The 12,373-nt window shown below is 62.6% G+C and carries 10 protein-coding genes; 5 read left to right on the forward strand and 5 right to left on the reverse strand.

What is annotated here, in order from left to right; all coding sequences use genetic code 11:
• The first annotated feature begins 156 nt into the window (after window positions 1-156).
• A complete protein-coding gene (locus ACMVPR_RS14185) occupies window positions 157-816 on the forward strand; it encodes a hypothetical protein (RefSeq protein ID WP_416883402.1) in 660 nt (219 codons plus the stop codon).
• Window positions 817-855: 39 nt separating this feature from the next.
• On the opposite strand, the gene ACMVPR_RS14190 is transcribed toward ACMVPR_RS14185, so the two are convergent.
• The 4 genes from ACMVPR_RS14190 to ACMVPR_RS14205 all read right to left on the reverse strand — a co-directional run bounded on the left by ACMVPR_RS14190 (window position 856) and on the right by ACMVPR_RS14205 (window position 7,151).
• Entirely contained in the window at window positions 856-1,452 is a 597-nt protein-coding gene (locus ACMVPR_RS14190; protein WP_416883403.1) for a LolA family protein, read from the reverse strand.
• A gap of 103 nt (window positions 1,453-1,555) precedes the next feature.
• Window positions 1,556-4,510 carry a DNA translocase FtsK 4TM domain-containing protein gene (locus ACMVPR_RS14195; RefSeq protein ID WP_416883404.1) on the reverse strand — a complete coding sequence of 985 codons (2,955 nt, stop codon included), beginning with the start codon at window positions 4,508-4,510 and terminating at the stop codon, window positions 1,556-1,558.
• A gap of 11 nt (window positions 4,511-4,521) precedes the next feature.
• Entirely contained in the window at window positions 4,522-5,712 is a 1,191-nt protein-coding gene (locus ACMVPR_RS14200; RefSeq protein WP_416883405.1) for an aminotransferase class I/II-fold pyridoxal phosphate-dependent enzyme, read from the reverse strand.
• Window positions 5,713-5,822: 110 nt separating this feature from the next.
• On the reverse strand, window positions 5,823-7,151 hold the full coding sequence (locus ACMVPR_RS14205) for an amidase (protein WP_416883406.1): 1,329 nt from the start codon (window positions 7,149-7,151) through the stop codon (window positions 5,823-5,825).
• An 88-nt stretch (window positions 7,152-7,239) separates the two neighbouring features.
• On the opposite strand from ACMVPR_RS14205, the gene ACMVPR_RS14210 reads away from it, so the two are divergent.
• Window positions 7,240-8,457, forward strand: coding sequence for a UbiH/UbiF/VisC/COQ6 family ubiquinone biosynthesis hydroxylase (locus tag ACMVPR_RS14210; protein WP_416883407.1), 1,218 nt, complete (start codon window positions 7,240-7,242; stop codon window positions 8,455-8,457).
• Window positions 8,458-8,524: 67 nt separating this feature from the next.
• Window positions 8,525-9,274, forward strand: a complete 750-nt coding sequence (locus ACMVPR_RS14215; protein ID WP_416883408.1) for an SDR family NAD(P)-dependent oxidoreductase — start codon at window positions 8,525-8,527, stop codon at window positions 9,272-9,274.
• Between the two features lie 63 nt (window positions 9,275-9,337).
• Here the strand turns inward: ACMVPR_RS14215 and ACMVPR_RS14220 are convergent, their stop codons facing one another.
• On the reverse strand, window positions 9,338-10,864 hold the full coding sequence (locus ACMVPR_RS14220) for a DUF2125 domain-containing protein (protein WP_416883409.1): 1,527 nt from the start codon (window positions 10,862-10,864) through the stop codon (window positions 9,338-9,340).
• 125 nt (window positions 10,865-10,989) lie between these two features.
• On the opposite strand from ACMVPR_RS14220, the gene ACMVPR_RS14225 reads away from it, so the two are divergent.
• Entirely contained in the window at window positions 10,990-11,742 is a 753-nt protein-coding gene (locus ACMVPR_RS14225; protein WP_416883410.1) for an SDR family oxidoreductase, read from the forward strand.
• Complete coding sequence (locus tag ACMVPR_RS14230) at window positions 11,739-12,359, forward strand: enoyl-CoA hydratase/isomerase family protein (protein WP_416883411.1); 621 nt, start codon at window positions 11,739-11,741, stop codon at window positions 12,357-12,359. Before ACMVPR_RS14225 ends, ACMVPR_RS14230 begins: the two co-directional genes overlap by 4 nt.
• The last annotated feature ends 14 nt before the right edge of the window (window positions 12,360-12,373 follow it).

Below are 12,373 nucleotides of genomic sequence, written 5' to 3' on the forward strand. Positions count from 1 at the left end.
CTGCGTTTGCGTCAACGCAAACGTGCGATGCGTCGCCGCATCGCGCGCGGTGCAGAGCCCACTTTGTCCCGAGGGCTGCACGCAAGCGACCCATTCCTGCCATTTTGCATTGGTACAGTCTGGGCCAAACGCACTGTGTACAGGAGCGCCTCAACGATGTTCGATGATGGCACCAAGATCGGGGTTTTTGCCATTGTGATGGCAGCGTGGGTCTTTGGCTTGAGCGCAAACAAGCTTGAGCCGCCTGCCGATCTGGCGACCGCCGTCGATCACTCCCAGCTTCCGCCTCTGCCGCTGAAAGCGGCACCCGACGGGTCTCCGGCACAGGCTCGTGTCCCGGGGATACAGGTCGCGCTTAGCCATGGGTTTGAGGCCAAGTTGATGGCCAGCTACGTGCTTGAGGGGCGTGTCGCGACCCGTCGTGAATACCGCAATGATCTGATCTCACCTCTGGATTTGGGCATTCTCTGGGGCGATCTTGAAGCGCCCGGCGGCACTGACGGGTTGGAGTTCCGTACCGGGCACCGGAAGATCTGGGTGGCGTACGCTCCAGATGCCGATCTCCCGAAACGGTGGAAAGAACAGGTCACCAATAACCACCTGATCCCAGCCGATAGCCGGGTGAACGACGCACTTATGGCGGTGAGCATTGGAGACCGGGTCAGGCTGCGGGGCTATCTGGTGACCGTCACCGGCGATGGGATTACACCGTGGCGGTCTTCGACGCGGCGGGATGATAGTACTGCGGTCGGAGGTTGCGAAATCATCCTCGTGACCTCGGTCGAGGTTTTGACCAAGGATGAAACAGCGACCTAGCCGGATGGTCGGTCTGGTCCCGGACCGACAGAACCCGTCTTATTGGTTGGCACGGCGCTCCCGTTCGACATTGAACAGGCTGTTGGCCAGTTGTTTGCGCTCCAGCGCCCCAAGGATGACCGTCGTCTGACCGCCGCCGTCATCGGTGATGATCCATTGGCGCAGCTCGACGGGGCTGTCCGTGAACTTCAGCTGGATACTGCCATATTCCGGGTTTTCGGGGTCCTGTGCCGTGACCGTCGTGGCCGTGCCATCATAGCCATGGGCCACGACCATATTGGCGCGGCTGAGGTCGACATTGCGGGCAAGGATCAGGCCCAGCGGTGTGCGGTCCAGCGGATAGGTTTCCGGATCGCCCCCCAGCTTGCGGTCGAAGACGAAGACCGCGCCATTGTTGGCCATCACCAATGCCTGTTCCGGAGGATTGTATTCGAACCGCATCTTGCCGGGGCGGCGCATATAGAGCGTCCCCGTCGAAATGGTCCCGTCCCCATTGATCTGGGTGAAAGTCGCCTCGGCGCTGGTGAGCTGGTTGAGATAGTTGGACAGCGCGTTCAGCGAAAGCTGCTGCGCGGCGGCGGGCAATGCCCACATCCATGTCAGGGCCGCCAGGAAGGCAAGGAAACGAAGTCGCATAGAGTCGGGGTCCTGTCTGCTCGGATCTCTTGACCTCTATATGGCGAAACGGGCGCTGTTATGCGATAGCAGCGCCCGCTTTTGTGACCGGATCGGCAAGACTTTACTGCTCGGGCACCAGAATCTCGCGTTTGCCGACGTGGTTGGCCGCAGTGACGACGCCTTCTTCTTCCATCTGTTCGACCAGCCGCGCTGCCTTGTTGTAGCCGATGGCCAGTTTGCGCTGGATATAAGAGGTCGAGCATTTGCGGTCGCGAACCACGATGGCGACGGCCTGATCGTAAAGCGCGTCTTCGCTGTCGGTGTTGCCACCGGTGTTAAGGCCCAGAACGGCGTCGATATTGTCGGCCTTCTCGTCATCCGGACCTTGCACAACGCCGCTGACATATTCCGGCGGGCCATAGGCCTTGAGATGGGTGACAATTTCCTCGACCTCTTCGTCGGACACGAACGGGCCGTGGCAGCGGATGATCTTGGAGCCACCGGCCATGTAGAGCATGTCGCCCTGCCCCAGCAGCTGTTCGGCCCCCATTTCACCAAGGATGGTGCGGCTGTCGATTTTCGAGGTGACCTGGAAGGAGATCCGGGTCGGGAAGTTCGCCTTGATTGTGCCGGTGATGACATCGACCGAAGGGCGCTGTGTGGCCATGATGAGGTGGATACCCGAGGCACGCGCCATCTGGGCGAGGCGCTGAATGCAGGCTTCGATTTCCTTGCCCGCGACCATCATCAGGTCGGCCATCTCGTCGACGATAACGACGATATAGGGCATTTTGACGGGCTGGATTTCTTCGGTCTCGAAGATCGGTTCTCCGGTTTCGTCGTCAAAGCCGGTCTGGACGGTGCGTTCGAACATCTCGCCACGGCTCAGCGCGTCGGCGACGCGGCTGTTGTAGCCGTCGATGTTCCGCACGCCCATCTTGGACATCTTGCGGTAGCGGTCTTCCATTTCGCCCACCACCCATTTCAGGGCGACAACCGCCTTTTTCGGGTCGGTCACAACCGGCGACAGAAGGTGCGGGATGCCGTCATAGACGGATAGTTCAAGCATCTTGGGGTCGATCATCACGAGGCGCAGATCGGCTGGCGTCAATTTGTAGAGCAGCGACAGGATCATGGTGTTGATCGCCACGGATTTACCCGATCCGGTGGTCCCTGCGATCAGCAGGTGGGGCATCTTGGCAAGGTTGGCGACAACCGGATCGCCGCCGATATCCTTGCCCAGCGCGAGCGGCAGTTTCTGGGTGCCGTCGCCATAGTCGCGGGTCGAGAGGATCTCGCGGAAGCTGACCATCTCGCGCTTTTCGTTCGGGAGTTCGATGCCGATCACGCTGCGGCCCGGCACGGTGGACACACGGGCAGACAGTGCGGACATGGAGCGCGCGATGTCGTCGGCCAGACCGATCACGCGGGACGCCTTGAGGCCCGGTGCGGGCTCCAGTTCGTACATGGTGACAACGGGACCGGGGCGGACGCTGACGATCTCACCCTTGACGCCATAGTCATCCAGCACCGCTTCCAACATGCGGGCGTTTTCTTCAAGCGCTTCGTCGCTAAGGTGGTGGCGTTCGATATTGGCCGGGTCCATCAGAAGGCCGAGCGGCGGCAGGTCGTATTCCACCTGCTTGTCTTCGAATTGCAGACGCGGCTGCGCTTCTTCCTGCGCGCGCTTGGACGGCTGGAGCGGCTTGCGCTGTGGCTGCTGGACCACCTTGCGCGCTTCCGGCACCGGGATCGGTGCGGGCGGCACAGGCGCGTAAGCCTGAGTGTCATCGCCGTAATCGTCCCAATCGGTCATGTCGTCGAAGATGTTGTCCGGTTCATCCTCGAACGCGGGCACCTGCGGCTGCGGCTGGTACGCGGTGGGCCTCGCTGAGGTGACCGGAGGTTCGGCACGCAGCGGGGCTGCGGCGCGGGCGGTGACAGGCGGCTCTGGAGGCAGGCCGGCTGAGGGTTTGAAGATCAACGGATCGGGGCCACGACCGCGACCCTTGGTCAGCGGGGCTGCAATGGCCGACGTCACAGCGGGGTTCTGGCGCACGCGGGACTTGATGGCGTCTGCGATCTTGGCACGGACGCGGTCATCCCCCGGCAGCGCGTCGGGCAAATCGCCATGCGGGTAGGTCTCGACCCATTCCGGTTCGGGCTCGGCACGGCGCATGAGAGACGGCATCTTGGACAGGAAGCCCGTCTTTTGCGGCGCGGGTGCAGGATAGGGCGTGTCGATCAGGCTGTCGTCGGCATGGATCGCCGGCGGCGCCTTGGGCGCGACACGGGTCACGCGCGGTTCGGCTTTGACAGCCTCCTGCGCAGCGGCCCATTCGGCAGCTTCGGCCTCTTCCTGCGCGCGAATGGCGCGGCGTTCGGCGTTCTTGGCCTGCATCTGGCGGGCTGCGACCAGCGCGCCGGACGCGCCTTTGCCCAGCAGGTTCAGGATCGTGGCATAGACCATGATCACGCCGACCAGAAGGAATCGCGCCAAGCGCGTCAACTCAGTCTTGGTGAAGCCCAGCACGAAGGCGCCCATGACGATCACCACCCCGCTCAGAAGCAACATCATGAGCTTGAGTGCCAGTGTCGTGCCCAGAGGCAAGATGGTCAGAATCGACCCCATCATCATGTCACCGAACAGACCCCCCAAGCCAAAGCTGTGGGTCCATGCGGCGGATTCAGGCACACCAGCGGCGTAGACAGCGGCCAGTGCGACCCAGATCGGTGCAAAGATCAGGCAGGACAGCGCGCGTTCTTCGCCCCGGTGCAAGGCGAACCGTGCGCCCCAGACCAGCAGAACCATCGCGAGGCCCCAGCTCGCCCAGCCGACGATCATGAACAAAGGCGCAGCGACCGAGGCCCCTGCCCGGCCCAACCAGTTCTGGACCGGGGCATCTGTGGCGGACAGCCAGCTTGGGTCCTGCGGCGAGTACGAATAGATCATCGCGGCGGCCATTGCCCCCAGCGCCATCAGCACAAAGCCACCAAGCTCTTTGCCGCGCTTTTCCAGCGCAGCCTGCATGTTGCTGTCAAAGAGGGGGTCACGCCCCCGCGCCTGATATGCCATCGTTCGCCTCTTTATTGGTCTTCACCGCCGTAAAGGCAGTCCCTGATCTGCGTCAGGCCGCGTTCGGTTTCTTCTTTTGGGGCCACCATGGCGACCCTGATATAGTGTTTGCCGGGGTTTCCGGCCTCTGTGTCCTGCGACAGGTACGCACCGGGCAGCACCCGCACACCGGTGTCTTTCCAGAGCTTGAGCGCTGCCGCTTCACCGTCTTCCACCGGCAACCAGAGAAAGAACCCCGCCTGTGGGGATCTGTAGCCCGGCACATTGCCGAAGATGCGGTCGGCCAGATCGTATTTCTCGGCGTAGAGCGCCCGGTTTTCCTCGACATGCGCCTCGTCTTTCCAGACGGCCTCTGCCACCGCCTGCAGCGGCAAAGGGAGCGGCGCACCGGAATAGTTGCGCAATTGCTGGATGCGTTTGATCGATTCAGGCCCACCGGCGACGAACCCGGACCGCAGACCCGGCAGGTTCGACCGTTTGGAGAGCGAGTGGAATATCACCACGCGTTCAGGGTCAGCACCCATCTCTTGCGCAACCTGCAACGCGCCGACCGGGGGCGTGTCGCGGTAGATTTCGGAGTAGCACTCATCTGCAAGGATCTGGAAATCGTGCTTTTCCGCCAGCGTGATCAGCCGTTCCCAATAGTCCCGATCGGCTACGGTGCCCTGCGGATTGGCCGGGGAACAGATATAGGCCAGCGCGGTGCGGTTGAGCACGTCTTCCGGCAGGCCTTCGAAATCGGGTAGATGACCGGTCTCGTCGGTCGCATTCACGAAGACCGGATCTGCGGCCACGGAAATCGCAGAGATCAGGTAGACCTGATAAAACGGGTTCGGCATCAGGACAGCGGGTTTCGCGCCGTTTTTGGTCTCGGGACACAACGCCATCCCGACATTGTACAGCCCCTCGCGTGTACCGTTGAGCGCCATGATCTGCGTGTCGGCATCAAGGGCAACACCGTAACGACGCTGCACCCAGTCGCGGATCGCCCCGCGCAATTCGGGCGTGCCTTCGTTCGGCGGGTATTTGTTAAACCCGGCGATGTTCTGCGCAAGAATGTCAGAAATCCACGCCGGAAACGCGTGTTTCGGCTCTCCGATCGTCATGTGTACGACCGGCCCACCCGGTTCAAACACGTCCAATAGGGCGCGCAGACGCGGGAACGCATAAGCCGGAAGGTTCGAAAACCGCTCGGGAAACATGCCAATACTGCCTCAGAATGAGGGTCGTTCGCGCCCTCGTTGCAGCCAAATTACATAGCATGGGCCTGTGCGTCCAGAAAAAGAGCGCACAGATCAGTCGGTTGTGGCTTTCAGGCCAGAGCGGCCTCGGCGGCAAGCCCCAGCCGCAACAGCCGCCGTTCTTCCCGTGGTGCCGCCATCAGGGACACACCGCAGGACGGAACGCCGGTGGGGAGTGTCAACACACATAGCCCCATCAGGTTGCCGATGCGGGTGTTGCGCAAAGCGAGCAGGTTCTCGGAGGTGAAGAAACCCACGTCGGAAAGCAGTCGCGGCACATTGGGCGGGGTGATCGGGCTGGTTGCACAAAGCACCGCGTCAAAGCTGGCCGTTGCTTCGAGATAGGCCGCCCGCAGCGCGTCGAGCTTATGCCACGCGGCTACGTAATCGGCGCCGGAAAAGTCCTTGCCCGAGCGGAAGCGGGTGCGTACCGGTTCGTACATAAGCTCGGGATTGGCTTCGATCACATCTTTCCACGTGCCATAGGCTTCGCACCCGAACAGCACACCGGACAGCGCCATCGCCTCGGCCACTTCGGGAATGGCGATCTCGACGATGTCGGCTCCTGCCTCTTTCAACGCGCGCACCGCCTTTTCCAGACCAGCGCGCGGGGCGTCTCGGATGTCGTCGAACGCGGTTGTGGTCAGGACGGCAAACCGCACACCCTTGAGCGATGTCATCTCAAGGTCGATTGGTTTGTCCCCCTTCATGGCAGCAAACAGAAGCGCCGCGTCCTCGACCGTTTTGCAAAGCGGGCCAACCGTGTCGAACTTTGCAGCCAGCGGCACGGCCCCCTTGAGGCTGAGCACGCCAGAGGTGGTCTTGAGGCCAACAAGGTCGTTCCATGCCGAGGGAATTCGCACGGACCCGCCGGTATCCGACCCAATGCCCGCAGGTGCGAGCCCGTATGCGACCGATGCAGCCGCGCCAGAAGACGACCCGCCGGGGGCGGCGTCGGGATCGTGGATGTTCGGCGGTGTCGCCGTCTTGGGGTTCACCCCCAGCCCCGAAAAGGCCAGTTCGGTCTGGTGCGTTTTGCCCAAGCAGACTAGGCCCTGATGGGTCGCGTTCTGCAACACCTCGGCGTCTGCGGCAGGAGTCCGACCCTTGAGAAGCTGCGAGCCTGACTCCGTGGCCACACCAGCGGTGTCGAACAGATCTTTCCAACTAATCGGGACACCATCAAGCGGAGATCGGCGCAGTTTGAGGCGCGCGCGCTCTTGTGCGGCTGTTGCCTCGGCCATGGCGCGATCCGGGGTCAGCCGCGCATAAATGCGGTCGCGATATTCGTTTGCGTCGATCGCATCCAGAAAGAACCGGGTCAGTTCGACCGGATCAATCTCGCCCTTGTCGATGCCGCGCCCCAGCTCTGCGGCTGTCATGGCCTGCCATTCGCTCATGTGATCATCCCTTGACCGGTGGTTTCGCGCGACGGTAGCGGCAGAGAAGCGCATGGACAATCCCGGCAAGGCTTCCATATTTCAGCCCATGAACACTTCCTCAGATATCCTGATCGTCGGCGGCGGGCTGAACGGCCCGACGCTGGCCCTTGCCGCCGCCAAGGTGGGCCTGTCCAGCACCGTCATCGACACACGCCCCGAAGGCACGCGGCGCAGCGACAATTTCGACGGGCGGTCCTATGCGCTGGCGCTGGCCTCGGTGCGGATGCTGACCGCGTTGGGGCTGTGGGACGGGCTGAAAGCGAACGCGCAGCCGATGACCGAGATCAAGGTCAGCGACGGGCGCGCGGGCGATGCCGAGGTGTTTCTTGGCCTGCACTTCAACAGCGCCGAGATCGAGGAAGGCCCGATGGGCCACATGCTCGAAGACCGGTATCTGCGGCGGTCGCTGCTTGAGGCGATGGCGTCCGAGCCGCTGATCACGCATCTGGCGGGCGAAACCGTTGTGGATCAGAACGTGACCGCGACCGGGGCCAATGTCACTTTGGCTTCGGGCGACATGCTGACCGGGCAGATGATCGTCGGAGCCGATGGCCGTCAGACCGGAACCGGGCAACGTGCCGGCATCCGGCGCACGGCGTGGGACTACAATCAGACCGCATTGGTCTGCGCGATTGCACATGAAAAGCCCCATGGCGGCGTGGCGCATCAGCTCTTCCTGCCGTCCGGGCCGCTGGCGATCCTGCCGCTGACGGGCAATCGGTCGTCCATTGTCTGGAGTGAGCGCAAAGGGTTGGCCGAAGAGATCAACGCCCTGCCGGAAGAGGACTACCTGACCGTGCTGCGCCCGCGTTTCGGCGATTTTCTGGGAGAGATTTCCCTGGCCGGAGAGCGGTTCACCTATCCGCTGGGGCTGACCCTGGCCAACCGGTTCATCGCGGACCGTGTGGCACTGGTCGGAGATGCCGCGCATGGGATGCACCCGATTGCCGGGCAAGGGCTGAACGCCGGGCTGCGCGATGTCGCGGCGCTGGCGCATGTGATCGGCCATGCCGTGCGGCGCGGAGAGGATTTTGCAAGTCCCTTCGTTCTGGAACGCTACGAGCAATGGCGGCGGTTCGACACTGCCACTTTGCTGACCGCGACCGATGTATTCAACCGCCTGTTCTCGAACGACAATCCACTCCTCCGGGCAGGTCGCGATCTTGGCATGGCGGCAATCAATGCGATCCCCGGTGCGCGCCGGACCTTCATCCGCGAGGCGGCCGGATTGAACGGCGATCTGCCCGATCTGATGGCGGGCTGACCCAAAGCCTTCCCGCGTGACAGGGGGCGTTCTCCATGCCAGAACCGTGGCCAAAAGGGAGGACTGTATGGACCAGAAATGCGCAATCGTAACAGGGGCCGCGCGCGGCATCGGTTTGGCCACGGCGCGGCTGTTTCTCGATCAGGGCTGGCGCGTGGCGCTCTTGGATCGCGATGCAGAGGAACTGGCGAAACAGGACGGATTGGCAGATACGCTCTTGCTACCCTTGGATGTGTCCCGGCCCGAGGATACCGAAGCGATGGTGACACGCACGCTCGACTGGGCGGGGCGCATCGACGCGTTGGTCAACAACGCAGGGGTGGCGGAATTCGGACCGGTGGAAGAGACTGATTTTGAGGGATGGCGCCGGGTGATGGCGACCAATCTGGACGGCGTGTTCCTGTGCACCCAGGCGGCAACGCGCGCGCTCAAGGTCAGCCGCGGAAGTGTCGTGAACATCGGGTCCATCAGTGGCTTGCGCGCCTCGACCCTGCGGGTGGCGTATGGCACGTCCAAGGCGGCTGTGATCCATCTGACCAAGCAGCACGCAGCCGAACTGGGCGAATACGGCATCCGGGTGAACTGCGTCTGCCCCGGCCCGGTGCGAACCAAGCTGGCGATGGCGGTGCACACACAAGAGATCATCGACGCCTATCACGACGCGATCCCGCTGAACCGCTACGGGTCGGAGCAGGAGATCGCCGAGGTGATCACCTTCCTGTGCTCGGACAGAGCGTCTTACGTCACGGGGCAGGTGATCGCGGCGGATGGCGGGTTCGAGTTGACTGGTGTGGGATTGCCTGCACTCCGACGGTAAGGGGGGCGATGCGTCGACGCATCGCCGCGTTTGCGTTGACGCAAACGCGGCCTTTGGCGCGGCTTACTGGATCCGCATCCCGTTCGCCAGCACATGCCCCTGATCATTGATCGTCAGCGTCGATTTCAGGCTGTCGGGTCCGCTGCCCGGAACTGCGAACATGCTCATCATCATGCGGGCGCCCATCGCGTCATCGCTGGTCAGCAGTCCCATCGCGATCAGCTTGTCGATAAGAGCATTCGCTCCGTCCAAGGTGAGGTTAACCTCACCGTTCGGACGCGGGAAGCCGCCAAACGTCTGCAGGTCATCATTGTCGAAGGTAAACGATCCGCTGCCACCAAGCTTGGCACCAGCCGCCTCGACCGTCAGATTGTTAAGCGTGAGCGCATTCAATTCGCCCGGAACCTCTCCGGTCGCGTCGAGTGCAGCCATCTGTTCGGGGTCGAACAGGTTCATGAAGGGTGTCACTTTCCCGGTCAGGTCCAGCGCGATGGTTGCCGGATCGCGGGGAAGCGCCGCGCCGGGGTCGAAGATATTCCACAGAAGGTCGGACATCTCGAAACCGCCAAGGGTGAGGCCAAAGGCCATGTCCTGCGGTTCTTCAGCCTCGGCAATCGGCGCGGTGATGCGGAAGGCGCTTTCCGCCATGCTCACATCGACCGGCAACGGAAGTTCCGGTCCGGACAGGCTGAAGGCCTGTTCCGTGGCCCGTACATCATAGCGCAGACGCGACGAATCCATCGCGAAGTCCACCCTCACCGACCCGGTGCGTGTGGTCCCTGACGTGGTGCCGGCCTCTTCGGTCGCGGCGAATTGCATTTCACCGCCCGTGTATCCCATGGACCCTTCGGCCGAAAAGCCGCCTGCCGCCAAGGACTGTGGATCGTTCGGATCAAAGCCTTCCGGCAGAACCGTCGCGCTGGACACGAAGAGCCCGTCCATCGACCCCGATACCAGCGCCGCATCGTCACTTTCCGGATCGTTGAAGGCAAAATCGTAGCGGGCCGCGGCGGCCTGAACATTTTGGGTCAGGTCCGTACCGCTGGTCGTGACCGCGACAGTGCTGCCCCCAACGTCATCCAGGATGAAGTCGAATCGCGCCTCCTCGCGCGGCACCGGCGTGCCGTCGATCTCGAACTCGGTCAGCGACAAGGACAGCTGCGCCGCGCTGTAGGTGTAGGTCATATTTCCAGGCTCGCCCGACACCAGAAGTTCAAGACCCTCGTTGCCGTAATCCAACACCATCATGACCGCCTCTTCGCCCTCGGGTGCGGCATCGATCGAAATCGGCATGGAGGCAGGAAAGGTCATAGAGACCGTGCCATCGCCGTTTTCGACCAAATCAATGGACTCGATGCTGATTTCGACGGTCGCATTGTCTTCCGGCGCGTCGAAGCGCATCACGACATCCGTCACATCCAGCCCGTCGCCCGTCGGCGTTTCCGTGGCCGTGACCGAGTAGCCAAACCCCTGCAAAGCGGCTTCGAGACCGTTCCACACTTGTGGTGCAGTGACTTCGGCAAAGCCGGGCCCGCCGGAAACGGCAAGGGCCAGCATTGAGCAAGATGAAAAACGAGCAATACGGCGCATGGTGATATCCTAAAAAATCAAATTCCCGCCTCCAACTTCGGACTCCTGATTGAAAGGGTCAAGTGGGTGGACCCCGCGTCACGTCCGAAGTAGCACTGCTGTGAACGGGTAACGGAGGCCATCGCATGACCGATCTAACTGGACGCACAGTTCTTATCACCGGAGCCAGCCGTGGCATCGGGGCCGAGGCTGCGCGGGTTTTCGCCGAAGCGGGCGCGAACGTCGCGCTGGTTGCACGATCCGCCGACAGCATCGCCGATCTGGCCGGTGAAATCGGACAAAAAGCCGTGGCCATTCCCTGCGACATCAGCCGCTACTGGGAAGTGGCGCAGGCGGTCGAAAACTGCGTCACCGCGTTTGGCGGGCTGGACATCCTGATCAACAATGCCGGTGTCATCGAACCCATTGCCCGGATGGACGAAGCAGATCCCGAAGCTTGGGGACAGGTGATCGACATCAACCTCAAAGGCGTGTTCCACGGGATGCGGGCCGCACTTCCGGTGATGGAGGCTGCAGGTGGCGGGACGATCCTGACGGTCAGTTCAGGCGCTGCGCACAACCCGATTGAGGCATGGTCGCATTATTGCGCCTCAAAGGCCGGCGCGGCGATGCTGACGCGCAGCCTGCACAAGGAAATGGCCGACAAGGGCATCCGCGCCATAGGTCTGTCGCCGGGCACCGTCGCCACCCAGATGCAGCGCGAGATCAAGGCAAGCGGGATCAACCCGGTGAGCCAGCTGGATTGGTCTGTGCACATCCCGGCGGACTGGCCCGCCAAGGCGCTATTGTGGATGTGTAGCTCCGAGGCGGATGTCTATCTGGGCGAGGAAATCTCGCTTCGGGACGAGGACATCCGCAAGAAGGTGGGATTGGTATGATCGAGGTCCAGAATGACGGCACGCTTTGCGTGCTGACGATCAACCGCCCAGACAAGGCCAATTCGCTGACCGGCGAGATGCTGGAGGCGCTGTGCGTCGGCGTCGAAGAGGCCCGCAGCGCGCGGGCGGTCATTCTGACCGGTGTCGGCAAAGTTTTCTCTGCCGGCGCCGATCTAGAGGCGGCCAAGGCCGGTCTGGCGCTGAGCCCGCTTTGGGAAAGACTGTCGGGGGCCATCGCGCGCCATCCGGGCCTGACTATTGCGGCGCTGAACGGCACGGTTGCCGGGGGTGCGATGGGCATGGTTCTGGCCTGCGACCTGCGGATCGCCGTGCCGAGCACAAAGGTATTCTACCCGGTGATGAAGCTGGGATTCCTGCCGCAACCGTCCGACCCGGCGCGCCTGTCGGCCCTTGTCGGACCCTCGCGCGCCAAGATGATCCTGATGGCCGGACAGAAGATCCCGACCGAGCAAGCCCTGACGTGGGGCCTCATTGACGAGATCACAGAGCCTGACGCGCTCATCGACCGCGCCAAAGCCCTGACCGAAGATGTCTGTGGCGCAACCGCCGAGCATGCCCGCGCCATCAAGGGCCTGATTGCGCAGCGTTTGCCCTAATCACCTTGACCCTC

It is taken from the genome of Marivita sp. (assembly GCF_048006345.1).
Taxonomy (GTDB): Bacteria; Pseudomonadota; Alphaproteobacteria; order Rhodobacterales; family Rhodobacteraceae; genus Marivita.